Raw genomic sequence first — 22,240 nt, 5'->3', positions numbered from 1 at the left:
GTCAGCCCAAGCCCCCTGCCGCGGGTTGCAACCACCGGAGTTCGAACATGCCCGAACACGACATCCCTTCCCGCCGGGCGTTCCTGGCGACCGGTGCGGCCGCTGTCGTCGCACTGACCGCCGCCGGCACCACCACGGCCCGCAGCGCCCCTCTTCCCCTCACCCCGACCTGCGTCGATGACGACGACACCCCGTCGAACATCGAAGGTCCCTACTTCAAGCGGAACTCCCCGCAACGCACGAACCTGCGCACGCCCGGCGTCACCGGGATCGTGCTCAGCATCACCGGGTTCGTCTACACGATGAAGTGCGTGCCCATCCAGAACGCGCTGCTCGACTTCTGGCAGGCGGACGACCGGGGCGCCTACGACAACACGACGTTCAAGATGCGCGGGCACCAGTTCACCACCGCGTCCGGCGCGTACGTGCTGGAAACGGTCGTGCCGAAGGACTACCCGGGCCGCACGCCGCACCTCCACGTCAAGGTGCAGGCGCGCAACGGCCCGATCCTCACCACGCAGCTCTTCTTCCCGGACACCCTCAGGGCGTACGGGATGAACGTGGCCGCGCTGAACCGGCGCGACGCCTTCCTCGACCGCGAGTGCGAGATGGCGCTCGGCCCGCTCGTCGGGAACCGCTACACCGCCAAGTTCGACTTCGTCATCGAGTGACTACCACCGCAGTCGTAGCAACTTCCCGACGTCCCTGAGCTTCGGGATGGCGCTGACGACCTTCATCTGGATCCTGCCGGACCTGGGCAACGCGTCCAGGTGCGGCAGGTCCACACTGCGCCACGCGTCGACGCTGGTCAGGCCGGGGTGCAGCGCCTCGATCTCGCTCGGGTCGTCGACGCCCCAGTGCAGCGTCGCGCCCGCGTTGCGGATGGCCGGTACCAGTCTCTGCAGCTTGATCCCCCACGAGCCGTAGACGTCGAACAGCAGCTCACCACTCGAGAACCTGGTGGTGATGCGCTGGATCAACGCGTGTCCCTCGGCTTGCGTGAGGTACATCGACAGGCCCTCGAACACCGCCACGGCCGGACGATCCGCGGCCACCGCCTCGAGCCACGCGTCCTCGGTGACCGACGACGCCACGAGCCGGTAGTCGCCCTGTGGCTGTGGCAAGAGCTTGTGCCGCAACGCCACCACGTCCGGCATGTCGACGTCGACCCACCTCACGGTGTCCGGCCGTGCGATGCGGTGCGCGCGCGTGTCCAGGCCACACGCGAGGTGCAGCACCGAGCACGTCGGGTTGCGCTGGATGAACTCGCGCGTCCAGTCGTCGAGCACCTTGGCCCGGATGGCGACGCCGACCGCGCTCGTCGTGTTCATCCCGGTCCTGCCGAAGTCGTAGTCGATGCGGTCGACGGCGCGCTTCGCCTCGTCGTCGTGCAGCACCGAGGTGGCCCGCCCGCTGTCCAGCGCCCGGCCGTACAGCGTGGCGAGCATGGTCTCTTGTGCACCCGTCAGGGTGATCTTCTCCACTCTTCTAGTGTGCCGGGATGCGGCATGCGTCGCCGCTCGTGAAGCCCTGATCCTTGATCTCGAACGCGCTGTTGAACCGCGCCCGCTGGTTCTCCAGCGCGATCTGGTAGGTCAGCGCGACGAGTTCCTTGCGCCCCAACAGTTCTTCCAGCTCGGTGACCTGCGTGTCAGTCACGGTGACCGGCGTGTCCGTCATCGCGTCCGCGTACGCAAGTGCCTTGCGTTCGACGTCGGTGAAGAGCTCTGACGTGGCATACGAGTCGATGTGCTTCAACCGCTCGATGTCCAGGCCCCCGTGCTTCATCAGCATCGCGCCGAAGTCGACGCACCACGAGCAGCCGAGCTTCACGGCCGTGCGGTAGACGCAGAGCTCGAACAACGGCCCGTGAGCCGCCTTCTTGACCGCGAGCTCGTGCCGTCCGCTCGCGATCAGCAGCTTCGGGTGGTGCGCCATCACCGTGACCGGCTCGGGCACCGCACCGAACTCCCGCCGGGCGAACCAGTAGAGGGCCTTCGTGAGCAGGCCCGCGTCCTTCTTCGTGACTCCGTTGATCCTCGTCATGCCCTGTGGACGAGACGGCAGGCGTGAACGTGACACCTTTGGGTGACTGGGTTGCGAGGCGGCCAGCTCATAGGGTCCCTCCATGAGCAACGACTTCGTGCTGGACATCGATCACGAGTCGGCCGGCCTGCTGGCGGGAACGCTGCTGGCGGGCGATTCGTGTGCGGTGCCGGTGCGACACCAGAACGTCCGCCTGCTGCTGTGCGCGCTGCCCGGCGAGAACGGAATGAAGCTCTACCTGCGCCGCAACACCCCCAACTAGCGGTCGTACACCGCCACGTAGGCCATCAGCAGGTCACGCGACCGCTCGTTGTCGAGCGCGAGCGCGTGCATGCGCTGGAAGATCATCACGGCCCGCTCGACGGTGGCCGCGTCGCTGACGAGTGCCCAGTTCGCGAGGTACACCAGCGGCGGCTCGTGCTCGTAGTGGATCAGCGCGTAGTCCATCCCGACCGCCGCCGCCCCGCCAGCGTCGGCCGGCACGATCCTGATCGACGGCGCGTGGAACAGCAGGTGCAGGACCTGGTCCTCCATCAGCCGGTTGCCCCCGACCACGGTGCGCAGCGCGTACTCGTGGATGAAGAACACGCACTGCGGCAGCACGCCGTCGCGCTGCAGCTCCGGCGCCGGCGCGAGACCCAGCGCGTCCGCCAGCGCCTTCGAGTAGCACTCGGTGCGCAGGAGGACGGGAATGCTGACGCCGCTGAAGCAGGTGATCCGCGTGGCGCCCGCCGCGGCGAGCACGACGAGCTGCTCGCCGGCACCGTGCTGGGTCATGCGAGGAACGGTAGGGCCATGATCATGATCTCGCTGTGCGAAACGCTCGCCCATCAGGGCGAATGGTCGCAGAAGTGATTACGGAGAGGCGACCTGCGCGAGGAAGTAGATCGCGCCGGACCGCGCGTGCCGGACGGCCAGCAGGAACGGCCGGTCCACCTGCACCACGATCGGCTCGGCTGGCATCTCCACGGACACCGTCCGGAACGTGATGGCGGTGGCCGCCGCGCCTTCGAGGCCCTCCTCGTCCAGGCGCAGCACGGCCTCGTGGATCACGTCGTCCACGAACAGCCGCTCGTCCTCCGAGAGCCCGCTGAAGTCGGCGTTCTTCGCGAACATGCGCCGGACCCCCAGCTGTTCCAGCACTTCCTTCAGCTGGAACTTCTCCCGAACGTCCACTTTGGGCAGTGACAGCTCCAGGTTCACCGAGGTGGCCGCCTGCAGGACCGACGGGTCGAGCGGCTGCTCCAGTGACGTGTCCGGCAGCAGGATCACGGCCTCCACGCCCGAGGCCGCGGGCAGCACGACCGTCTGCCAGCCGGGGTGGCGGGCGTAGCGGAACTTCTCCGTCACGCGCATCGTCGGCACGGAGATGTCGCCGCCCGGCGAGTGGAACGGCCTGAGCTGGGTGTCGAACGCCGGGAACCGGTTGAGCCAGCCCACCTTGAGGTACAGGGCGTTGACGATGATCGCGGCGGCGTCCGGTGGCGGCGCGCTCGTCAGCAGTTCGGGGATCAGGCCGCGGGTGGTCTCGGCCACGTCGGTGTTGACGAGCTTGCGGACGGTCGCCGGGTCGGAGAACGCGGTGCGCCGCACCGCGGACGCGAGCGAGAAGTCCGGGTTCAGGGCCAGGTAGTCGTCGGCCCACAGCGTGTTCGCGACGGCCAGTTCGGGCACGTCGAGTGCGTCGGCGGGGTCGAAGCCGGCGAGCAGCGCGTCGAGTTCGGCGCGGGTCTCGCCGCGGGCGGCCTCGCGGGCCAGCGCGAGCGCACTGGCCACCGAGTACGGCGACCAGCACGCGTTCGAGGACGGATCCGGCACGGCGACGCGGTGCGTGGTCAGTGCGAAGTCGGCCTGATCGGTCACGGGATCTCCCTAATGACGTGGATCCGGCAACGTGATCGCCACCGGCTCTTCCGGAACGGGCCGTTCCCCCGCACCTCCCATCGGCCCTGGTGGCTTGGGAATCCGAGGTTCGCGCACACCGGCGCTACCGTCGTCGTCCCCATCGTCGTCGAAGCCCGCGGGAACGGCTTCCCTGGTCGGTCTCCGCCACGGCCAGCGTCGGCCTGGCGGTCTCTTCTCCTCCGCCATGCCCTCGAAGCTACGCCGATGCGCGGTGCCAGGCCACGGCCTGCGCGTCGGTGAGCAGCGCTACCTGGTCGACGACGACGCGAAGCCGTGCGGCGTAAGAGGAAGCGGCCGCGAAAACCGGGCGGAACGCGGGGTCGAGCAACGTCGGGCGCTCCATCAGCCGGGTGACGAGGTCGGCGATCAGCTCGCGTTGTGTGGCCTGCATGGCGAGGCGGGCCGGGTCGCTCATCACGTACCGGACGGCCATCGCCTTGAGCAGCGCCACCTCCGCCGCCACCTGCCGCGGGACCTCCAGCGCCGCCGAGTACCTGGTGAGCGCGCCGTCGCCGTGCACCTCGCGGGTGGCCGTCACGGCCGCACTGGCGAAGCGGCCGACCAGTTCGCTGGTGAGGTTCTTCAGCGCGACCTGCGCGCCGAGCGAGCCGTCGTACTCGTGCCCGGTCCAGTACCCGATCACCGGCAGCGTGAGCAGTTCCTCGGCGGTGGCTTCGAGGGTCGCCACGGACTCGTCGGAGAACGTCTTCGCGGCGAGCGACGCGATCGCGGCACGTTCGTCGGGGCGGGCCAGCGCGCCGAGGCTGATGCGGTGGGCCAGCACGCCGTCCTCGACGTCGTGCACCGAGTACGCCACGTCGTCGGCCCAGTCCATCACCTGCGCCTCGATGCACCGCTCTCGTTCCGGCGCACCCGCGCGCATCCACTCGAACACTTCGAGGTCGTCGTCGTACACGCCGAACTTCACCGTGCCCGGCGTGCGCGTCCACGGGTACTTCGTCGAGGCGTCGAGCACAGCGCGCGTGAGGTTCAGCCCGTGCGCGGACTTGGGCTCCAGGCGGGCGAGGATGCGGAACGTCTGCGCGTTGCCCTCGAAGCCGCCACACGGGCCGGCGAGTTCGTTCAGCGCCCTCTCGCCGTTGTGGCCGAACGGCGGATGCCCGATGTCGTGCGCGAGGCCGGCGGTGTCGACGATGTCCGGGTCGCAGCCGAGTTCCTCACCGATGCCGCGGCCGATCTGCGCGACCTCCAACGAGTGCGTGAGGCGCGTGCGCGGCACACCGGTCACTTCGGAGCCTTCACCGGGGCCGACGACCTGGGTCTTGCCCGCGAGCCTGCGCAGGGCCGCGGAGTGCAGCACGCGCGCCCGGTCGCGGGAGAACGGGGAACGCTGCTCCGTGCGGGCACCGGGCAGCGCGGCGGTCTTCGGTTCCTCGGTGAGCAGGCGCTCCGCGTCGTGGCCGGTGTATCCCATCAGCCGATTTTAGGGAGCTTGAGCTCGTCGAACACTCCCGCGTGCGCCTTCATCAGGCGGTAGTACAGCAACGCTCCGGTCTCCCGCTTGATGTAGAACCACTGCGTCTCGCGCGTCTGCACGTTCGGGCCGCTGCGGGTCGGCGACGTCCAGGTGTGCAGACCGGCGTCCTCGGCCATCGTGCGGGCGCGCAGCGAGTGCCACGGGTCGCTGACGATCACGGCGGTCTTCAGGCTGCGCTCGTGCGCGACCGACGCGACGGCCCGCAACGAGCCGAGCGTGTCCGCGCCCTCGCCGACCTGCAGCACGCGGTCCTCCGGGACACCACGCTTGACCAGCCACAACTTGCCGACCTGGCCCTCGGTGAAGTTGTCACCCGGCTGACGGCCACCGGTCGTGGCGATGTACCCGACGACGCCCTGCTCGTAGAGGCCGAGCGCGTGCTGGAGGCGGGCCTCGAGCACGTCGGACGGGACGCCGTTGTACTGCGCCGCGCCGAGCACGATCGCCAGGTCAGCCTTCGTCCAATCATCTACGCGCGCGACCTGCCACACGCGAAACGCCGTGCCGCCGACCACGAGCACGCCCATCACCAGCGCGCCGAAGAACAGTCGCAACAAGATCCGTCGAATCCTGCCCAGGGGTGTGAGTGGCTTGGTCCGCACCCTTTGCATGCTTCCAGAACCTGACGGGTCTCGCGTTGACGCCCCTGCAAGGATCACTTTCATGCCTGCTGAGCAGCCCACCATCCTCGCCACGTCCGGAGGCCTCCGCCCCGGCCACCGGACCTTGCTGGAATTCGGCAAGCTGATCCACTTCGCCCTGGACCTGTCCGGCGTGGAGGGACGCAGGCCGCGGCTCTGCTACGTCGGCACCGCCGGCGGCGACCAGCGGCACATGAACGCGAACATGGCGGAAGCCGGCAGCGTCGCGGGCGTCGACGTGTCGGTGCTGAACCTCTTCACGATGCCGCCGACCGACGACCTCGAGGACTTCGTGCTGTCCAGCGACGTCGTGTGGGTGGGCGGCGGCTCGGTCGCGAACCTGCTCGCGGTGTGGGAGGTGCACGGTCTCGGCGCGGTCTTCCGCACGGCGTGGGAGGCCGGCGTGGTGCTCAGCGGCGTGTCGGCGGGCTCGATCTGCTGGCACGCGGGCGGCGCGACCGACTCGTTCGGCCCGGACCTGCGCATCGTCACGAACGGCCTGGGCTTCCTGCCCTACGGCAACGGCGTGCACTACGACTCCGAGGAGGCCCGCCGCCCGAAGATCCACGAGGCGGTGGCCGCGGGCGTGCTGCCGACGACCTACTGCACCGACGACGGAGTCGGCCTGCTGTACCGCGGCACCAAGCTCGTCGAAGCGGTGACCGAGCGGTCCGGCAGCGGCGCATATGTGGTGGTCAGGGAGGATTCTTCAGCAACCGCACAGGAGGAAAAGCTCGACACCAGGCTCCTGTGACGCGGACCTTGGAAGTGTGCGCTGGGCTCTGATCCTTCTCCTCACGGCGACCGTTTTCGCGGTCCCGGATGCCACGGCGTGCCGCGCCCACGGAACCGATATATCAGTCACCCGCGGCCCCGATGTACTGGACACGGGCGACGCGGACACCGATATATCGCATGCCAGCCCTGATATGTCGGATACGGGTACGAGCTCCGCGATATCCGATATATCAGCCGCTGATATATCGGATATCGCCGCGGCGGGCGGCAGGTCCGACGTCGGCGTCGCGGTCATGGACCTGGAGTCCGGCCAGGCGGTCTCGCAGCAGGGAGACCAGCCGTTCTACTCGGCGTCGCTGTCGAAACTGATCCTCGCCGTCGACGCGTTGCAACAGCCGTTGTCCGACGCCGACCACGACCTGATCGACCGCGCGTTGAGCGCGAGCGACGACAACGCCATGGACGTCATGTGGACGAGGTTCGACGGCATGGACGCGATCGGCCGCGTCGCCGCCGAAGCAGGTCTCACCGGCACCCACGCCCCGGACGACCCGTCGCAGTGGGGCGAGGTGGTCATCACCGCGAACGACATGGTGAAGCTGTACGCGTACATCGGCGGGTCGCCGGTGCACGACGCTGTCGTCGCCGCCCTGTCCTCGGCCCCCGCGACCGCGGCCGACGGCTTCGACCAGGCGTTCGGCCTGCTCGGCGTCACCGGCGTCTACGCCAAGCAGGGCTGGATGTACTACCTGCCCAGCGACGTCTACCTGCACAGCGCGGGCGTCCTCGACAGCCGCTACGCCATCGCCGTGCTCACCACGAGCCCGACCGGTTCGTGGACCACGGCCAGGCAGTCGATCGATGCCGTCACCACGGCCGTGCTGGCGAAGCTGGGCGTCAACGGCTGATCTTCCGCGCTGCTGAAGTAAAGAGGCTGGTGCCGAGCGACTCGTCCGGCTTGGTCATCGAGGTACTCCATCTGAGTGCGGCTGGGCTGCCGGCCACTGACGACTGGGCGGGAGCACCCCGTGCTGCCCGAGAAACCGCGCGAGCACGTTCCCGCAAAGGCAGATGACGACCAGCGCCGCGAAGAACAGCAGGACGTGCGCGATCCCGGCCACCGTGGACACCACCAGAAGCAGGTACGAAAAGGGCCCTGCCGAATACACGCACACGATGCCGGCCAGGATCAGGCAGAAGGTCACCAGGTAGCTCCGGTAACCGCCGCGCAGATCGTTCACCTGGGTCAGCAGCACAGCCGTGACGACCGAGCAGCCGGCCATGATCATGCCGAGCGCGGCGAGCAGCACGTTGTCCCCGCCCGGCGACACGGGCAGCAGCACGCCGGTCACCGCGAGCCCGGCGGTGAGCAGGCTGCCGATCACGACGAACTTCCGGCCCTTCGCCCGGAGCGCGCGGACGTCGACGGGGCGCGTCCTGAGCTCCTCCGGCCCGAGCAGGGGCCCGATCGTCAGCGGCCCCAGCCAGGTCAGCAGCAGCGACAGGACGGTCACCACGACGTAGAGCACCGTGCTCGCGGTGATGGGCGTGTCCGGGTGTTCCAGGTAGTGGTCCCGCACGGCGAAGCCGGCGACGCAGACCAACACCGGCGACATGCCCATGGGAACGGTGAGGCGGTCGGTCACCTCGTTCAGGGACGACCGGAGAAAGATCCGTCCGAGGTAGAGCGGCCCGAGCGCGACCGCGCCCACGGCGACCCACACCTGCATGGCGGCGTACCCGGTCACCGGCAGGGTCAGCGCCGCGACGACCATTCCGGCCAGCAGCGCGACACCCGCTCCGACGAGCGTGGTGCCGATCCGCTTCAATCGCTGTGCGCGCATGCACTCACCACGCATCAGCGCGGCGAATTGTTGCCTCTCCGGCAGGAATTCCCGCCGGAGAGGCAAGCCCGTCAGCAGCCGATCAGGCGCGCCGCGAGGTACGACTCCAGCTGATCCATCGCCACCCGCTCCTGCGACATCGTGTCGCGCTCCCGCACCGTCACGGCGTGGTCGGTGAGCGTGTCGAAGTCGACGGTCACGCAGAACGGCGTGCCGATCTCGTCCTGGCGGCGGTAGCGGCGGCCGATGGCACCGGCGTCGTCGAAGTCGACGTTCCAGTTGCGGCGCAGCGCGGTCGCGAGGTCGCGGGCCTTCGGGGACAGGTCGGCGTTGCGCGACAGCGGCAGCACCGCGGCCTTCACCGGGGCGAGGCGGCGGTCGAGCTTCAGCACGACGCGCTTGTCCACGCCCCCCTTGGCGTTCGGCGCCTCGTCCTCGACGTACGCCTCGAGCAGGAACGCCATCATCGGGCGGCCCACACCGGCGGCCGGCTCGATGACGAACGGCTTGTAGCGCGAGTTCGTGGCCTGGTCGAAGTACGACAGGTCGATGCCCGAGTGGTTCGAGTGCGTGGTGAGGTCGAAGTCGGTGCGGTTCGCGATGCCCTCGAGCTCACCCCACTCCTGGCCGCCGAACTGGAAGCGGTACTCGATGTCGACGGTGCGCTTCGAGTAGTGCGAGAGCTTCTCCTGCGGGTGCTCGTAGTGCCGCAGGTTCTCCTTCGACACACCCAGATCCGTGTACCAGCGGGTGCGCTCGTCGATCCAGTACTGGTGCCACTCTTCGTCCGTGCCCGGCTCGACGAAGAACTCCATCTCCATCTGCTCGAACTCGCGGGTGCGGAAGATGAAGTTGCCGGGCGTGATCTCGTTGCGGAACGACTTGCCGATCTGACCGATGCCGAACGGCGGCTTCTTGCGCGACGTCGTCTGCACGTTCAGGAAGTTCGTGAAGATGCCCTGCGCGGTCTCCGGGCGCAGGTAGTGCAGGCCCTCCTCGGTCTCGATCGGACCGAGGTGCGTCTTGAGCAGGCCGTTGAACATCTTCGGCTCGGTGTACTGGCCGCGCACGCCGCAGTTCGGGCACGGCACGTCGGAGACGTCGCCCTCGGCGACCTCCTTGCCGGTGCGCTCGGAGTACTCCTCGGACAGCGTGTCCGCGCGGAACCGCTTGTGGCACGACTCGCACTCGACCAGCGGGTCGACGAACGCCTCGACGTGACCGGAGGCGACCCACACGTCACGCGGGAGGATCACCGACGAGTCCAGGCCCACGACGTCCTCGCGGCCGCGGACCATGAAGTTCCACCACTGGCGCTTGATGTTGTCCTTGAGCTCGACGCCGAGGGGTCCGTAGTCCCACGCCGAGCGGGTACCGCCGTAGATCTCCCCGCACGGGTAGACGAACCCTCTGCGCTTGCAGAGGCTGACAACGGTCTCAATACGATCGGCGGCCAACGGGAACTCCATCGGGGGAATCAGATTCGGGGCCTCAAGCCTAGCCCGTCACGTTGCGCCCCGAACGGGCGACCGGAGCCTTACGCTGCAGGAATGGAAGACCGGCTGCGAGAGCTGTGGGACTTCGCCGACCTGGACGGCACCGAGGCGCGGTTCCGCGCGTTCCTGAACAACGTGGAGACCGACGACGAGCGCGCTGAGGTGCTGACCCAGCTGGCCCGCGTCGAGGGCCTGCGGGAGAACTTCGCCGCAGGTCACGCTCTGGTCGACGAGGCGGAGACCCTCGTCGCCCCCGACTCGACGGGCCGCGTGCGGGTGTTGCTCGAACGCGGCAGGCTGCACCGCTCGGGAGGTGACCCCGAGGCCGCGCAACCGCTGTTCGTGGCGGCGTTCATCCTCGCCAAGACCCGCGGTGACCTGTCGCTGGCGGTCGACGCCGCGCACATGGCGTCACTGGTCGACGACCCGGAGAAGTGGACCAAGCAGGGCCTCGAACTGGTCGTGGCGAACCCCGAGCTGGTCCGCTGGCTCGGCCCGCTGCACAACAACCTCGGCTGGTTCTACTTCGAGAACGGGCGCTTCGACGAGGCGCTGGACGCGTTCGAGAAGACGCCGGAGGCGTACGCGGAGAGCGGCAAGGCCAAGACGCTGCACGCGCTCGGCCGCAACGAGGAAGCCGCCGAGGCAGCCCGCAAGGCGCTGGAGCTCCTGCCCCACGACTCGCAGGAGGAGTGGGTCAAGGAGATGGAAGCCATCGCCGCCCAGCTCTAGAAACGCGGGGTGGCCGGCCCGCCGGCCTCACCGAGCCGCACCGTGAACGCGTCCTCGGCGAGCAGGCTCGTGTGCTCGTCGACCTGGCCGTCGGCGCTGGTCAACGTCGGCTCGTACATCGCGGGCTCGTCCGTCAGCGCCTCGGACAGCAACGGGATCACGTGCTCCCGGACGGGGAACGGCGACATCGCCCGCCGATAGGCCACCACGGACTCGAACTCGACCGTCAGCACCCAGCGGTCGTCCTCGTCCGTGGACCGCGCCAGCGTGCCCCGGTGACACCCCGGCTGAGCGGTCAGCAGCTTCAGCGCCTGCTCGACGCGGGAGGTGAACGCCTCGGGATCGGACACGCGGAAACGGCACACAAGAAGCACGGTGCAAGGATGGCAGAGTGAATTCCAAGCGCCCTCTTCTGCCCGGCGAAGGCCCTCTCGCGCGAGTGCGCCCGGTCGTGGCGTTCGTGGTCGTGCTAGGCCTCTTCGTCACGGGCGTCCTCGTCGGCGGCACACTCGGCGCGGTGCTGCTGGGGGTGCTCATCGTCGGCGCCATCGCACTGCTGGCCGCCACCTGGGGGGTGCTTTCCCCAGCTCAGCGCACATTGCGCGTGGTGGTCCTGCTGGTACTCGTGGTCATCGCACTAGAATTGGTTGTGAAAATCCCTACCAAGTGAGGTGTGCCGCCATGACCGTACAGCTGCACGGCGAGCACTCCCCCGAACGCCAGGCTCCCGCGCCCGCGCCACCACGCGCCGCGCACACCCTGGCCGCCGCGGGTGATCTGCTGCGCGCACTCGCCGCCCCGGTCCGCATCGCCATCGTGCTGCAACTGCAGGAGCACGACCGGTGCGTGCACGAGCTGGTCGAGGCACTGGGCGTCGCCCAGCCGCTGATCAGCCAGCACCTGCGCGTGCTGAAGTCCGCGGGCGTGGTGCACGGAGAGAGGCATGGCCGCGAGGTCGTCTACCGGCTCGTGGACGAACACCTGGCGCACATCGTGGTGGACGCGGTGACGCACGTCGAGGAGAAGTTGTGACCGGACTCAGGTCCACCAGGCAGCGCACGGCAGTCTCGAACCTGCTCGACCAGCTCGACGACTTCCGCAGCGCTCAGGAGCTGCACGAGGAACTACGCCGCCGCGGTGAGGGCATCGGCCTCACCACGGTCTACCGCACCCTGCAGTCGCTCGCGGACGCCGGCCAGGTCGACGTCCTGCGCACCGACTCAGGCGAGGCGATCTACCGCCGTTGCTCCACCCACCACCACCATCACCTCGTGTGCCGCCACTGCGGCCGCACAGTCGAGGTGGAGGGCCCTGCCGTCGAGAAGTGGGCCGACCGCGTCGCCGCCGAGAACGGCTTCTCCGAGGTCAGCCACACCGTCGAGATCTTCGGCACGTGCGCGGAGTGTGCGGCGAAGAGCGCTCAGCTCTCGTAGGGCTCGACCGGTTCGGCCACCGCGTTCGCGGACTCCACCGTGAAGCTCGGCACCCAGGAGTTCTTCTCGGAGGCGGACTTCGGCACGACCTGACCGGTCAGCTCCACCCACTGCTCGTCCGGCAGCGACGGCACGTCCCCGACGAGCTTCGCCTTCAACGGCCGGGCATCGGCCGCACAGCACGAGATCGCGAGCCGCGCGATGAACGTGTCGCCGTCCGCGCGCGTGAGGAACCCGGTCAGCTTCACCCGGCGGTTGTCCAGCGTCCCGGACTCGTCCCACGCCGTGCGCGTGACGAACTCCGTCATGGACAACGGGATCACGTCGCCGGACGGCAGTTCGCCGAGCAGGTTGCGGGACCGCTGCGTCTGGTTCGTGTCCGCGGCCGACCCGACCACGTCGCCGCCCAGAGCCGGTGGCGAGATCAGGAACACCGCCAGCACCGGCAGCAGCATCAGCCACGTCGACCGTGAAGAGTGCGAGTGCTCGTGCTCGTCGGCGCCGTGGTCATCTGCCGAGGCGGCCTGGCCCCGCCGGATGTCGCGGACGATCGCGAACACCGCGAGACCGATCATGATCGTGCCGGCGGCGATGAGCAGCGGCAGCAGGCCCTTCTGCACGTACCTGAGGTACAGGCCCGAGAAGCTGATCTTCAGCAGGGCGCCGCCGAGCAGCACCAGCAGGATGTTCTGGGTTTCCCGCCTCACAGCAGCACCACTCCTGTCACCACCGCGCACAAGATCGCCACGACGAACGTAGCCGGTGCGAACCGGAACGCGAAGGACTTGCCGAACGCACCCGCCTGCAGCGCGATCAGCTTCACGTCGACCGCGGGGCCGACGACGAGGAACACCAGGCGCGGCAACAGGGGCAGCGCGGAGAACGCCACCGCGACGAACGCGTCCGCCTCCGAGCACAGCGCCAGGATCACGGCCAGGAAGGCCATCACCAGCACGCCCAGGACGATCTGGCCGCCGATGGTCTGCATCCAGGCCGTCGGCACGAACGTCTTGAACATCGCCGCGAACAGCCCGCCCAGCACCAGGAATCCGCCGGCGTCCACCAGGTCGTGGCGCGCGCTCTCGGCGAAGACCGCCCACTTCGACGTACCGGGGTGGTCCTGCATGCGGGCCAGGGCGCGCTCGGCGATCCACTCGGCCTTGCCGAACTTCACCCACAGCCAGCCCATGACCATCGCGGTCAGCAACGAGCCCACGAACCGCGCGACGACCATCATCGGGGTGTCGTTGAACGCCACCGCCGTCGACACCAGCACGATCGGGTTCACCGCGGGCGCGGCCAGCAGGAACGTCAGCGCCACGGCCGGTGCGACGCCCTGCTGCATCAAGCGGCGGGCCACCGGCACCGAGGCGCACTCACAGCCCGGCAGCGCGATGCCCGCGACGCCCGCCACCGGCACCGCCAAGGCGGTCTTCGACGGCAGCAGGCGACGCAACGCGGAGGCCGGCACGAACGCCGCGATGGCGCCCGAGATCAGCACGCCCAGCACCAGGAACGGCATGGCCTGCACGCAGATCGCCACGAACACCGTGGACGCGGTGCGCAGCTTCGGCACGTCGAGGATGTCCACGAGACGAGACTGGAAGAGCAGTGCGAGAACGAGGATCCCGCACAGCACCTCCAACGACGTGATCTTCAGCCGAGGCGGGCCCGAGCGCCGCTTCGACGAGCGGATCTCGCCGGTGATCGTCATTCGGTGTCCAGGAGCCTGCGGTAGGTGCGCTCCATTCCCGCGCGGATCTCCTCGGCCGAGGGCGGCTCGGCGAACTCGGCGTCTTCCTCTTCGAGGTCGTCGTCGTCGAAGTCGACGGGAGTGCCGTTGACGGTGTCGTCGACCTCTTCTTCTTCGAGCTCGGCCTCGCGCAGCTCCTCGATCGTGGCGGAGACGTCCTCGGCGCTGAACGCGGGCAGCATCGGCTTCACGATGGCCAGCACACCGCCCTCGGCGTCCTCCAGCGCCACGGCCTCGGCCAGCGCGACGGCGTGGTCACGCTCGTAGGGGCCGCAGATGAACGAGTCCCACTCGTCGCCACCGGACGGCTCGAACGTCACGGTCCACGGGAACTCGTTGACGTCCGCATCCTCTTCCGGCTCGTAAATGATCACGCCACCCATGGAAGGGTCCTTTCTCAAGAAAAGCGGGAGAGGAGTTCGCCGCGCACCTGCGAGGCGGTCGACACGACCAGCATGAGCAGCGTGCTCAGCGGCTCGGGCTTGAGGCCGTCCGCCGGGAACGCATACCGCAGCATCACGTCCGTCCCTCGTTCGGACGGAATGACGCCGAGGGTGCCGAAGAGGCCCTGACCAGCGCGTTCTGCCACCCACACAGACACGTCGCCGACCAGGTCCCACGCCACCACGACCGTCAGCGAGAGCACGGTCAGCCCGTCGGCCAGCTCCATGCCCTGCACCGCGCAGGGCACGTCACCGTGGCGGAAGCTCAGCGCGCCGTCGTCGTCGACGGACACGTCGTGGAACAGCTCCAGCGCCTTGCGCGCCGCCTCGAGCGCGTCACCGGTCGCGTTCACGACACCTCCGAATCGGGCTTGTCGATCGCACCACCGAAGCGCCGGTCGCGCTCGGCGAACTTCTCGCAGGCGCGCCACAGGTCGCGGCGGTCGAAGTCGGGCCACAGGATGTCCTGGAACACCAGCTCGGCGTACGCGGACTGCCAGAGCAGGAAGTTCGAGGTCCGCTGCTCGCCGGAGGGCCGGATGAACAGGTCCACGTCCGGCATCTCGGGCTGGTAGAGGTACCGCGCGAGGGTCCTCTCGTCGACCTTGTCCGGGTTGATCTGCCCGGCGGCGGCGAGGCGCGCGATCTCGCGGGCGGCGTCACCGATCTCGGCGCGGCCGCCGTAGTTGATGCACATCGCGAGGTTGAGCTGGTCGTTGTCGCGGGTGCGCTCCTCCGCGACCTCCAGCTCCTTGATGACGCTGCGCCACAACCGCGGCCGGCGACCGGACCAGCGCACCCGCACACCCAGCTCGTCGAGCTCGTCGGTGCGGTGGTGGATCACGTCGCGGGAGAAGCCCATCAGGAAGCGGACCTCTTCGGGGCTGCGGCGCCAGTTCTCGGTGGAGAAGGCGTACAACGACAGCCACTTGACGCCCATCTCGATCGCACCCTTGGCGACCTCGACCACGACCTGTTCGCCACGCTTGTGGCCCTCGACGCGTGACAGTCCGCGCTGGTTCGCCCAACGGCCGTTGCCGTCCATCACGATCGCGATGTGCTTGGGGACGAACTCGACGGGAATCCGCGGAGGCATCGCGCCGGACGGGTGCGGCTCCGGCGGGCGCGGGACGCGCTTCTCACGCTCGGAGCGGCGACGACGCAGCATGGGACTGGACATCCTTTCTGAAAACCGTGATCGGTAGCCGCCAGATTAGCCGTCGTCAGCTTTGGCTTTGCGCTCGACCAGAGGCAACGACCGGAGCTGGCGTTCGAGGTGCCACTGCAAGTGCGCCGCGACCAGCCCACTCGCATCACGACGCGCGGCGTGCGGGATCTCGTCGACCACGTTCCACTCGCCGTGCAGCAGCGCCGAGAGCAACGTCAGCGTGTCCGACGACGGCGAGGCCGAGCCGGGCGGGCGGCAGTTCGGGCAGCACGTGCCACCGGCCTGGACGCTGAACGCCTTGTGCGGGCCGGGCGTGCCGCACTTCGCGCACTCGTTCACCGCAGGCGCCCACCCGGCGAACGCCATCGCACGCATCAGGAACGCGTCCAGCAGCAGCGACGGGTCCCGCTCTCCGGCCGACAACGCGCGCAGCGCACCCGTGACCAGCAGATAGAGCCGCACGGCCGGTTCGCCCTCTTCGGCGGTGAGGCGGTCCGCGGTCTCCAAGATCGCGCACGCGGCCGTGTAGCGCTGGTAGTCGTTGACGATCCCCACGCCGAACGCGTCCAGCGTCTGCACCTGCGTGATGATGTCGAGCGAGCGGCCGGGGTGGAACTGCACGTCGACGTGGCAGAACGGCTCCAGCCGCGCGCCGAACTTCGACGTGGTGCGGCGCACGCCCTTGGCCACGGCGCGGAGCTTGCCGTGCCGCTGGGTCAGGAAGGTGATGATCCGGTCCGCTTCACCGAGCTTCTGCACGCGCAGCACGATTCCGGTGTCGCGGTACAGGTTCGCCATAGTGCCGTGGCCTCCAGCCTTTGCCTCGTATTTCGACGTTCAGACGGGTGCATCGCGGTGCCGGCCCCGCGTCCTCGTACTGGTTGTACGGGGGCGCGGGGCCGGTGCCGCGAGGCGCCCTGCTGAGCGCCGGAAGACGCGGCGAAGGCTGGTGGTCGCGGCACTAGAAACCTAGGCGGCGCAGCTGTTTCGGATCGCGCTGCCAGTCCTTGGCGATCTTGATGTGCAGGTCCAGGTACACGCGGGTGCCGAGCAGCGCCTCGATCTGCTTGCGGGACGCGATGCCGACCTGCTTGAGCCGCTCACCCCGGTGGCCCAGGATGATCGCCTTCTGCGACGGCCGCTCCACGAACACGAACGCGTGGATGTCGATCAGGTCGTCGCGGCCCTCGCGCGGCGCCATCTCCTCGACGACCACGGCGATGGAGTGCGGCAGCTCGTCGCGCACGCCCTCCAGCGCGGCCTCGCGGATCAGCTCGGCGACCAGGGTCTGCTCCGGCTCGTCGGTCAGGTCGCCGTCCGGGAACAGCTGCGGGCCCTCCGGCAGCTTCTGCAGCAGCAGGTCGCTCAGCTTGTCGACCTGGAAGCCGTCCACCGCGGACACCGGGATGATCTCGGCGAACTCCATGACCTTCTGCAGGGAGAGCAGCTGCTCCATCACCTGCTGCTGCGACACCAGGTCGGTCTTGGTGACGATGCCGACCACCGGCGTGCGCTTGGCGACCTTCTCCAGCTCGGCGGCGATGAACTTGTCACCGGGGCCGACCTTCTGGTCCGCGGGCACGCAGAAGCCGACGACGTCGACCTCGGACCACGTCTCGCGCACCAGGTCGTTGAGCCGCTGGCCGAGCAGCGTGCGCGGCCGGTGCAACCCCGGGGTGTCGACCAGCACGAGCTGGCCGTCCTCGCGGTGCACGATGCCCCGGATCGTGTGCCGGGTGGTCTGCGGCTTGCTCGACGTGATGGCGACCTTCGTGCCCACCAGCGCGTTCGTCAGCGTCGACTTCCCTGCGTTCGGGCGGCCGACGAAGCACGCGAACCCGGAGCGGTAACCATCCATCCGCCCATTGTCCCCTTCGCTGGTTATGGCCGTTCGCGGGGCCTTCCGGCACTGGTCCGGACAGGCGCACGGGCGCACGCTGACCGCCGTGTCCCCCGCACTCCACTCGTAGTTCGAGCACGAGGAGATGGGACATGTCGAGAGAAGACCTTGAGCGCCTGAACGTCGAAGGCATCGGCGCGTGGGACCGCCACGACACCGACGGGTTCGTGAAGCTGCTGGCCGACGACTTCGTGTGGATCGACGACACCACCCCGGACCCGATGCGCACGCGGGACGCGGCCCGCGCCTACACGCAGGCCTGGTTCACCGCGTTCCCGGACATGCACATCCGCACGACCAACGTGGTCTGCGCCGACGACCAGATCGCCTGTGAGCTCGAGTTCACCGGCACCAACACCGGCACGCTCGCCATGGGCGGCATGGAGATCCCGCCGACCGGCAAGTCGGTGACCAGCCGCGGGACCTACTTCATGAAGGCCGAGAACGGCCGGATCACCGAGTTCCACACCCACCCGGACGCCGCGGGCATGATGATGCAGCTGGGCCTGATGCCCGCCTAGAGCTGTTTGCGCAGCTCTCCAGCCGTGTCGGCGAGGAAGACCGGCGCCGAGGCGCTCAGGTCCCGTACCGCCGCCAGCGACTCCTCGTCCACCCCGGACGCCTCGGTGACGACGACCGCCGCCTCCAGGCCCTCGGCGCCGCTCGACACGGCGGCGGCGACGGCGGCCTGGAGCGCGGTCAGCTTCAGCGACGGCAACGCGACCGTGGACGCGTTGTAGGTGCGGCCGTCGAGGTCCCGCACGGCCGCGCCCTCCGCGGCGCCGTTGCGCGCACGGACCGACCTCGCGAGCGTCACGAGCTTGGCGTTCTCGGGGTCGAGCTCACTCATCGTCTTCGTTCTCCTTCTGCACGGGTCGCACGAGCACAGTGGTGACGCGGATGCGGCCGCGTTCGTCCTTGCCGCCCTCGGCCCGCATGCGCAGCCCGGCGATCTCCGCCTCGGTGCCGGGCAGCGGCACGCGCCCGAGCCGTTGCGCGAGCAGGCCGCCGACGGTCTCGACCTCGTGGTCGTCCAGCTCGGTGCCGAACAGCGCGTCCAGGTCGTCGACGGCGAGCCGCGCGCTGACCCGCACCGCGCCGTCGGGCAGGTGCTCGACCGGCGGGCGGTCGTCGGTGTCGGACTCGTCGGTGATCTCGCCGACGATCTCCTCGAGGATGTCCTCGATGGTCAGCAGGCCGGCGGTGCCGCCGTACTCGTCGACCACGATCGCGATGTGCCTGCGGGAGACCTGCATCTCGCGCAGCAGGTCCGCGATCGGCTTGCTGTCCGGGATGAAGCTCACCGGGCGCATCAGCTCGGCGACGTTCTTTGGGTCCTCATCGTTGAGCGTCGCCCGCATGAGGTCCTTGAGGTTCACCACGCCGAGCACGTCGTCGACGCTCTCGCCGATCACCGGGACGCGGGTGTAGCCGGTGCGCAACGACAGCGCGAGCGCCTGCCGCAGCGACTTCGTCTGCTCGATCCACACGATCTCGGTGCGCGGCACCATGATCTCGCGGGCGATGGTGTCACCCAGTTCGAACACCGAGTGGATCATCTCGCGCTCGCCCTCGTCGACGACGCCGCGCTCCTGCGCCATGTCGACGAGCTCGCGCAGCTCCACCTCGGACGAGAACGGGCCCTCGCGGAAGCCCTTACCAGGCGTGATCGCGTTACCGATGAGGATCAGCAGCTTGCTCAGCGGCCCCAGGACCCGGCCGAGCTGCCGGACCGTGCCGGCGGCGAACAGGCTCACGCCGTACGGGTGCTGACGGCCGATGGTGCGCGGCCCCACGCCGACGAGCACGTAGGACGCGACGAGCATGCTCAGGCACGCGTACAGGACCGCGGTCCAGTCCTGGTCCACGTACCGCAGGAACACCGTCGTGACCAGCACCGCCGCCAGCATCTCGCAGAACAGGCGGAGCAGCAGCAACAGGTTGACGTGCCGCGGCCGGTCGTTGAGCACCTGCAGCAGTTGCCCGGTGCCCCAACGACCCTGCCGTTGCAGTGCCTCCACCCGTGCGCGAGACACCGTGCCGAGCGCGGCGTCCACACACGCGAAGACACCGGCCGCCAGCACGAGCACAACGGCCAGCACGATCACACTGGCTGGGCTCTCGCTCATGGCCTCAGGCTTCTTCGGGCTTCTGCTCGTCCAGGCCGACCGCGCCGAGCACCTTGTCGTCGGTGCTGCGCTGGTGCGCGGCCCGCTCCGCCTCGTCCCGCGCGCTGCGGAAGTCCGCGAGGATGCGGTTCTGCAGCGTGAACATCTCACGTTCCTCGGCGGGCTCGGCGTGGTCGTAGCCGAGCAGGTGCAGCACGCCGTGCACGGTCAGCAGGTGCAGCTCGTCCAGCAGGCCGTGGCCCGCCTTCTTGGCCTGGTCCTTGGCGAACGCCGGGCACAGCACGATGTCCCCGAGCAGCGCTGGCCCGAGGCCGGCGGCGTCGGGGCGGCGCGCGGAGTCCAGCTCGTCCATGGGGAAGGCCATGACGTCCGTCGGACCGGGCAGGTCCATCCAGCGCTCGTGCAGGTCCGCCATCACGTCCAGCTCGACGAGCAGGACGGACAGCTCGGCCAGCGGGCTCACGCCCATGCGGTCCAGCGCGAAGCGGGCGGCGGAGACGATGGAACCCTCGTCGACTCCGACGCCCGACTCGTTGGCGATCTCGATGCTCACGGCGCCTATCGTCCCCGGCGCTGGTTCCCCCGGCGTGCACCGGGTCCGTGGTGTTGCCCGTTCTGGTCGACGAGGTCCTGCTGGACCTGCCACTTGTCGTAGGCGTCGACGATGTCCCCGACCAGGCGGTGACGCACCACGTCCTGGCTGGTCAGCAGCGAGAAGTGCACGTCTTCGACGCCTTCGAGGATGTCCTTGACGACCTTGAGACCGCTGCGCTGGCCGCCCGGCAGGTCGACCTGGGTGATGTCACCCGTCACCACGATCTTCGAGCCGAAGCCGAGCCGTGTGAGGAACATCTTCATCTGCTCGGGCGTCGTGTTCTGCGCCTCGTCGAGGATGATGAACGCGTCGTTCAACGATCTACCGCGCATGAACGCGAGCGGCGCGACCTCGATCGTGCCGGCCTGGGTGAGGCGCGGGATCGACTCCGGGTCGACCATGTCGTGCAGCGCGTCGTAGAGCGGGCGCAGGTACGGGTCGATCTTCTCGTACAGCGTGCCCGGCAGGTAGCCGAGCCGCTCGCCGGCCTCGACGGCCGGACGGGTCAGGATGATCCGGTTGACCTGCTTGGACTGCAGCGCCTGCACGGCCTTGGCCATGGCGAGGTAGGTCTTGCCGGTGCCGGCGGGACCGATGCCGAACACGATGGTGTTCTTGTCGATCGCGTCGACGTAGTGCTTCTGGTTCAGCGTCTTCGGCCGGATCGTGCGGCCGCGGCGGCTGATGATGTCGAGGCTCAGGATCTCGGCGGGCGACTCCGCCTCGTTCGCGCTCAGCATCGTGACGATGCGGCGGACGGTGTCCTGGCCGATGGCCGTACCCCGGCCGGCGAGGGTGATGAGCTCGGAGAAGACTCGTTCCGCGAAGGCCACGTCGGCGGGGTCGCCGGACAAGGTGATCTCGTTCCCGCGCACGTGCACGTCGGCGTCGAGGAGGTCCTCCGCGAGCCGGAGGTTCTCGTCACGCGACCCCAGCAGGGTGAGCACCGCACCTTCCGGCACGGCGAACCGGGACTGACCTTCCTTGTTGCTCTGCTGTGTTTCTTCGGCCACGTGGCCCCGGCCTGCTTCCTGTCGCTCGGATCTGGTGTGTCGATGCTAGTCCGGCCGAAAATGAGTGGCTACCGGATTGCTCACGGTGTGTGCTCGGGAACCGTGGAGATCCGCAGGCTTGGCGTTGACGACGTACCCGAGTGCATGAAGCTCGTGACGGACCGGGGTTGGGCGTGGACACCGGCGCAGTGGGAGCTGATGCTCTCGCTCGGTCCGGGCTGGGGTGCGTTCGACGAGACCGGGTTGCTGGCCACGACGCTCGTCACGCCGTATCCCGAAATGCAGGCGATCAGCGGCGTGCTGGTCGGTTCGTGGGCCGCACGGCGAGGCATCGCCACCACGCTGATATCCAATATATTGGATGCGGGTCCGTCGGTGCTCTACGCGACTCCGATGGCCGAGGCGCTGTACGTGAGGCTCGGCTTTCACCCGGTCGGGGCGACGAAGTCCTACTTCGGCGTGATCGACGGCGCGGGCACCGCCGTGACCCGGCCCGCCACGCCTGCCGACGTGCCGGAGCTGGCGGCGCTCGACCGCGAGGTGAGCGGGTTCTCGCGGTACGCGCTGTGGGAGCGGCTGGTCGACCCGGCGTCGTCGTACACGCTGCGCAGGTCGGACCACGGCCTGATCAGCACCCGCCCGAGTGGCGGCGGTCTCACCGTCGGCCCGCTGATCGCGCCGGACGCCGCCGCCGCGTGCGAGATGATCGCCGACGTGGCCGCCGGCGCGGGCGAGGTCCGCGTGGACACGGGTGCCGCGGACGTGGCGGCTTTCCTGCTGGGGCAAGGCTTCGAGGCGCGCAACGGTGGCTGCGCGCTGATGGTGCGCGGCGCCGCGGACGTGCCGGGCGACCGGTCGCGCTACTTCGCGCCTGCCTCGCACGCACTCGGATGACTGGGGGACGAC

30 protein-coding genes are annotated in these 22,240 nt (G+C 69.0%); 10 read left to right on the top strand and 20 right to left on the bottom strand.

Annotation, left to right across the window (positions count from 1 at the left end):
- Positions 1-47: 47 nt before the first annotated feature.
- Positions 48-671: a dioxygenase gene (locus ACIA8G_RS32150; RefSeq protein ID WP_396422457.1), complete on the top strand. Its 624-nt coding sequence runs from the start codon at positions 48-50 to the stop codon at positions 669-671.
- Here ACIA8G_RS32150 and ACIA8G_RS32145 read toward each other — a convergent pair whose 3' ends face one another.
- Entirely contained in the window at positions 672-1,484 is an 813-nt protein-coding gene (locus ACIA8G_RS32145; protein WP_396422456.1) for a class I SAM-dependent methyltransferase, read from the bottom strand.
- 4 nt (positions 1,485-1,488) lie between these two features.
- Positions 1,489-2,046: a carboxymuconolactone decarboxylase family protein gene (locus tag ACIA8G_RS32140; protein WP_396422455.1), complete on the bottom strand. Its 558-nt coding sequence runs from the start codon at positions 2,044-2,046 to the stop codon at positions 1,489-1,491.
- A gap of 82 nt (positions 2,047-2,128) precedes the next feature.
- Between ACIA8G_RS32140 and ACIA8G_RS32135 the strand changes: the two genes are divergently transcribed.
- Positions 2,129-2,308 (top strand): hypothetical protein, encoded by a 180-nt coding sequence (locus ACIA8G_RS32135; protein WP_396422454.1) that lies wholly within the window; start codon positions 2,129-2,131, stop codon positions 2,306-2,308.
- Here the strand turns inward: ACIA8G_RS32135 and ACIA8G_RS32130 are convergent.
- From ACIA8G_RS32130 to ACIA8G_RS32115, 4 genes are all read right to left on the bottom strand, one after another.
- On the bottom strand, positions 2,305-2,823 hold the full coding sequence (locus ACIA8G_RS32130; RefSeq protein ID WP_396422453.1) for a Scr1 family TA system antitoxin-like transcriptional regulator: 519 nt from the start codon (positions 2,821-2,823) through the stop codon (positions 2,305-2,307). The two genes, ACIA8G_RS32135 and ACIA8G_RS32130, sit on opposite strands and share 4 nt — an antisense overlap.
- Before the next feature lie 78 nt (positions 2,824-2,901).
- Positions 2,902-3,909, bottom strand: a complete 1,008-nt coding sequence (locus tag ACIA8G_RS32125) for a serpin family protein (RefSeq protein ID WP_396422452.1) — start codon at positions 3,907-3,909, stop codon at positions 2,902-2,904.
- 238 nt (positions 3,910-4,147) lie between these two features.
- Positions 4,148-5,386: a deoxyguanosinetriphosphate triphosphohydrolase gene (locus tag ACIA8G_RS32120; RefSeq protein WP_396422451.1), complete on the bottom strand. Its 1,239-nt coding sequence runs from the start codon at positions 5,384-5,386 to the stop codon at positions 4,148-4,150.
- On the bottom strand, positions 5,386-6,060 hold the full coding sequence (locus ACIA8G_RS32115; protein WP_396422450.1) for a YdcF family protein: 675 nt from the start codon (positions 6,058-6,060) through the stop codon (positions 5,386-5,388). Before ACIA8G_RS32115 ends, ACIA8G_RS32120 begins: the two co-directional genes overlap by 1 nt.
- A 52-nt stretch (positions 6,061-6,112) precedes the next feature.
- On the opposite strand from ACIA8G_RS32115, the gene ACIA8G_RS32110 reads away from it, so the two are divergent.
- Complete coding sequence (locus ACIA8G_RS32110; protein WP_396422449.1) at positions 6,113-6,844, top strand: Type 1 glutamine amidotransferase-like domain-containing protein; 732 nt, start codon at positions 6,113-6,115, stop codon at positions 6,842-6,844.
- Positions 6,845-6,860: 16 nt separating this feature from the next.
- Positions 6,861-7,736: a serine hydrolase gene (locus tag ACIA8G_RS32105; protein WP_396422448.1), complete on the top strand. Its 876-nt coding sequence runs from the start codon at positions 6,861-6,863 to the stop codon at positions 7,734-7,736.
- 54 nt (positions 7,737-7,790) lie between these two features.
- Here ACIA8G_RS32105 and ACIA8G_RS32100 read toward each other — a convergent pair whose 3' ends face one another.
- Together ACIA8G_RS32100 and ACIA8G_RS32095 are read right to left on the bottom strand one after the other, a co-directional pair.
- Positions 7,791-8,672 carry a hypothetical protein gene (locus ACIA8G_RS32100; RefSeq protein ID WP_396422447.1) on the bottom strand — a complete coding sequence of 294 codons (882 nt, stop codon included), beginning with the start codon at positions 8,670-8,672 and terminating at the stop codon, positions 7,791-7,793.
- Positions 8,673-8,743: 71 nt separating this feature from the next.
- Positions 8,744-10,129 (bottom strand): glycine--tRNA ligase, encoded by a 1,386-nt coding sequence (locus ACIA8G_RS32095; RefSeq protein ID WP_396422836.1) that lies wholly within the window; start codon positions 10,127-10,129, stop codon positions 8,744-8,746.
- Between the two features lie 93 nt (positions 10,130-10,222).
- Here ACIA8G_RS32095 and ACIA8G_RS32090 point away from each other — a divergent pair, with 93 nt between their 5' ends.
- Positions 10,223-10,900 carry a tetratricopeptide repeat protein gene (locus ACIA8G_RS32090; protein ID WP_396422446.1) on the top strand — a complete coding sequence of 226 codons (678 nt, stop codon included), beginning with the start codon at positions 10,223-10,225 and terminating at the stop codon, positions 10,898-10,900.
- Here ACIA8G_RS32090 and ACIA8G_RS32085 read toward each other — a convergent pair.
- Positions 10,897-11,250, bottom strand: coding sequence for an antibiotic biosynthesis monooxygenase family protein (locus tag ACIA8G_RS32085; protein WP_396422445.1), 354 nt, complete (start codon positions 11,248-11,250; stop codon positions 10,897-10,899). The two genes, ACIA8G_RS32090 and ACIA8G_RS32085, sit on opposite strands and share 4 nt — an antisense overlap.
- Positions 11,251-11,291: 41 nt before the next feature.
- Here ACIA8G_RS32085 and ACIA8G_RS32080 point away from each other — a divergent pair, with 41 nt between their 5' ends.
- From ACIA8G_RS32080 to ACIA8G_RS32070, 3 genes are read left to right on the top strand one after another with little or no spacing between them, the layout of a single operon-like run.
- The gene (locus ACIA8G_RS32080; protein ID WP_396422444.1) at positions 11,292-11,570 is read left to right on the top strand and encodes a hypothetical protein; all 279 of its coding nucleotides are present in this window, start codon (positions 11,292-11,294) and stop codon (positions 11,568-11,570) included.
- Between the two features lie 11 nt (positions 11,571-11,581).
- The gene (locus ACIA8G_RS32075) at positions 11,582-11,932 is read left to right on the top strand and encodes an ArsR/SmtB family transcription factor (RefSeq protein ID WP_396422443.1); all 351 of its coding nucleotides are present in this window, start codon (positions 11,582-11,584) and stop codon (positions 11,930-11,932) included.
- On the top strand, positions 11,929-12,333 hold the full coding sequence (locus ACIA8G_RS32070) for a Fur family transcriptional regulator (RefSeq protein WP_396422442.1): 405 nt from the start codon (positions 11,929-11,931) through the stop codon (positions 12,331-12,333). Before ACIA8G_RS32075 ends, ACIA8G_RS32070 begins: the two co-directional genes overlap by 4 nt.
- On the opposite strand, the gene ACIA8G_RS32065 is transcribed toward ACIA8G_RS32070, so the two are convergent.
- From ACIA8G_RS32065 to era, 7 genes are all read right to left on the bottom strand, one after another.
- Positions 12,321-13,040 carry a TIGR03943 family putative permease subunit gene (locus ACIA8G_RS32065; RefSeq protein ID WP_396422441.1) on the bottom strand — a complete coding sequence of 240 codons (720 nt, stop codon included), beginning with the start codon at positions 13,038-13,040 and terminating at the stop codon, positions 12,321-12,323. The genes ACIA8G_RS32070 and ACIA8G_RS32065 overlap by 13 nt on opposite strands.
- Complete coding sequence (locus ACIA8G_RS32060) at positions 13,037-14,047, bottom strand: permease (protein ID WP_396422440.1); 1,011 nt, start codon at positions 14,045-14,047, stop codon at positions 13,037-13,039. The genes ACIA8G_RS32065 and ACIA8G_RS32060 overlap by 4 nt, the downstream gene beginning before the upstream one ends.
- Positions 14,044-14,469, bottom strand: a complete 426-nt coding sequence (locus tag ACIA8G_RS32055) for a hypothetical protein (protein WP_396422439.1) — start codon at positions 14,467-14,469, stop codon at positions 14,044-14,046. Before ACIA8G_RS32055 ends, ACIA8G_RS32060 begins: the two co-directional genes overlap by 4 nt.
- 14 nt (positions 14,470-14,483) lie before the next feature.
- Positions 14,484-14,882 (bottom strand): YbjN domain-containing protein, encoded by a 399-nt coding sequence (locus ACIA8G_RS32050; RefSeq protein WP_396422438.1) that lies wholly within the window; start codon positions 14,880-14,882, stop codon positions 14,484-14,486.
- Positions 14,879-15,697, bottom strand: coding sequence for an isoprenyl transferase (locus ACIA8G_RS32045; protein WP_396422437.1), 819 nt, complete (start codon positions 15,695-15,697; stop codon positions 14,879-14,881). Before ACIA8G_RS32045 ends, ACIA8G_RS32050 begins: the two co-directional genes overlap by 4 nt.
- Before the next feature lie 45 nt (positions 15,698-15,742).
- The gene (gene recO / locus ACIA8G_RS32040; RefSeq protein ID WP_396422436.1) at positions 15,743-16,495 is read right to left on the bottom strand and encodes a DNA repair protein RecO; all 753 of its coding nucleotides are present in this window, start codon (positions 16,493-16,495) and stop codon (positions 15,743-15,745) included.
- Between the two features lie 163 nt (positions 16,496-16,658).
- Positions 16,659-17,555: a GTPase Era gene (gene era / locus ACIA8G_RS32035; protein ID WP_396422435.1), complete on the bottom strand. Its 897-nt coding sequence runs from the start codon at positions 17,553-17,555 to the stop codon at positions 16,659-16,661.
- A 134-nt stretch (positions 17,556-17,689) separates the two neighbouring features.
- Here era and ACIA8G_RS32030 point away from each other — a divergent pair, with 134 nt between their 5' ends.
- Entirely contained in the window at positions 17,690-18,118 is a 429-nt protein-coding gene (locus ACIA8G_RS32030; RefSeq protein ID WP_396422434.1) for an ester cyclase, read from the top strand.
- Here ACIA8G_RS32030 and ACIA8G_RS32025 read toward each other — a convergent pair.
- From ACIA8G_RS32025 to ACIA8G_RS32010, 4 genes are read right to left on the bottom strand one after another with little or no spacing between them, the layout of a single operon-like run.
- Complete coding sequence (locus ACIA8G_RS32025; protein ID WP_396422433.1) at positions 18,115-18,447, bottom strand: cytidine deaminase; 333 nt, start codon at positions 18,445-18,447, stop codon at positions 18,115-18,117. The genes ACIA8G_RS32030 and ACIA8G_RS32025 overlap by 4 nt on opposite strands.
- Entirely contained in the window at positions 18,440-19,726 is a 1,287-nt protein-coding gene (locus tag ACIA8G_RS32020; RefSeq protein WP_396422432.1) for a hemolysin family protein, read from the bottom strand. Before ACIA8G_RS32020 ends, ACIA8G_RS32025 begins: the two co-directional genes overlap by 8 nt.
- 4 nt (positions 19,727-19,730) lie before the next feature.
- Positions 19,731-20,279: an rRNA maturation RNase YbeY gene (gene ybeY / locus ACIA8G_RS32015; protein ID WP_396422431.1), complete on the bottom strand. Its 549-nt coding sequence runs from the start codon at positions 20,277-20,279 to the stop codon at positions 19,731-19,733.
- Positions 20,280-20,284: 5 nt separating this feature from the next.
- Positions 20,285-21,334, bottom strand: coding sequence for a PhoH family protein (locus tag ACIA8G_RS32010; protein ID WP_396422430.1), 1,050 nt, complete (start codon positions 21,332-21,334; stop codon positions 20,285-20,287).
- 144 nt (positions 21,335-21,478) lie between these two features.
- On the opposite strand from ACIA8G_RS32010, the gene ACIA8G_RS32005 reads away from it, so the two are divergent.
- Positions 21,479-22,228, top strand: a complete 750-nt coding sequence (locus ACIA8G_RS32005) for a hypothetical protein (RefSeq protein WP_396422429.1) — start codon at positions 21,479-21,481, stop codon at positions 22,226-22,228.
- The last annotated feature ends 12 nt before the right edge of the window (positions 22,229-22,240 follow it).

Origin of the sequence: Lentzea sp. NPDC051213, from assembly GCF_044455585.1 — a bacterium.
Classification (GTDB): domain Bacteria; phylum Actinomycetota; class Actinomycetes; order Mycobacteriales; family Pseudonocardiaceae; genus Lentzea.
This window is presented reverse-complemented; position numbering and strand designations above follow the sequence as displayed.

Coding starts and splice junctions, on each gene's coding strand:
- ACIA8G_RS32020 (WP_396422432.1), bottom strand. CDS start 19,726: ATGAGCGAGAGCCCAGCCAGTGTGATCGTGCTGGCCGTTGTGCTCGTG.
- era (WP_396422435.1), bottom strand. CDS start 17,555: ATGGATGGTTACCGCTCCGGGTTCGCGTGCTTCGTCGGCCGCCCGAAC.
- ACIA8G_RS32005 (WP_396422429.1), top strand. CDS start 21,479: ATGAAGCTCGTGACGGACCGGGGTTGGGCGTGGACACCGGCGCAGTGG.
- ACIA8G_RS32130 (WP_396422453.1), bottom strand. CDS start 2,823: ATGACCCAGCACGGTGCCGGCGAGCAGCTCGTCGTGCTCGCCGCGGCG.
- ACIA8G_RS32150 (WP_396422457.1), top strand. CDS start 48: ATGCCCGAACACGACATCCCTTCCCGCCGGGCGTTCCTGGCGACCGGT.
- ACIA8G_RS32060 (WP_396422440.1), bottom strand. CDS start 14,047: ATGACGATCACCGGCGAGATCCGCTCGTCGAAGCGGCGCTCGGGCCCG.
- ACIA8G_RS32120 (WP_396422451.1), bottom strand. CDS start 5,386: ATGGGATACACCGGCCACGACGCGGAGCGCCTGCTCACCGAGGAACCG.
- ACIA8G_RS32115 (WP_396422450.1), bottom strand. CDS start 6,060: ATGCAAAGGGTGCGGACCAAGCCACTCACACCCCTGGGCAGGATTCGA.
- ACIA8G_RS32055 (WP_396422439.1), bottom strand. CDS start 14,469: ATGGGTGGCGTGATCATTTACGAGCCGGAAGAGGATGCGGACGTCAAC.
- ACIA8G_RS32030 (WP_396422434.1), top strand. CDS start 17,690: ATGTCGAGAGAAGACCTTGAGCGCCTGAACGTCGAAGGCATCGGCGCG.
- ACIA8G_RS32025 (WP_396422433.1), bottom strand. CDS start 18,447: ATGAGTGAGCTCGACCCCGAGAACGCCAAGCTCGTGACGCTCGCGAGG.
- ACIA8G_RS32100 (WP_396422447.1), bottom strand. CDS start 8,672: ATGCGCGCACAGCGATTGAAGCGGATCGGCACCACGCTCGTCGGAGCG.
- ACIA8G_RS32045 (WP_396422437.1), bottom strand. CDS start 15,697: ATGCTGCGTCGTCGCCGCTCCGAGCGTGAGAAGCGCGTCCCGCGCCCG.
- ACIA8G_RS32110 (WP_396422449.1), top strand. CDS start 6,113: ATGCCTGCTGAGCAGCCCACCATCCTCGCCACGTCCGGAGGCCTCCGC.
- recO (WP_396422436.1), bottom strand. CDS start 16,495: ATGGCGAACCTGTACCGCGACACCGGAATCGTGCTGCGCGTGCAGAAG.
- ACIA8G_RS32090 (WP_396422446.1), top strand. CDS start 10,223: ATGGAAGACCGGCTGCGAGAGCTGTGGGACTTCGCCGACCTGGACGGC.
- ACIA8G_RS32135 (WP_396422454.1), top strand. CDS start 2,129: ATGAGCAACGACTTCGTGCTGGACATCGATCACGAGTCGGCCGGCCTG.
- ACIA8G_RS32075 (WP_396422443.1), top strand. CDS start 11,582: ATGACCGTACAGCTGCACGGCGAGCACTCCCCCGAACGCCAGGCTCCC.
- ACIA8G_RS32140 (WP_396422455.1), bottom strand. CDS start 2,046: ATGACGAGGATCAACGGAGTCACGAAGAAGGACGCGGGCCTGCTCACG.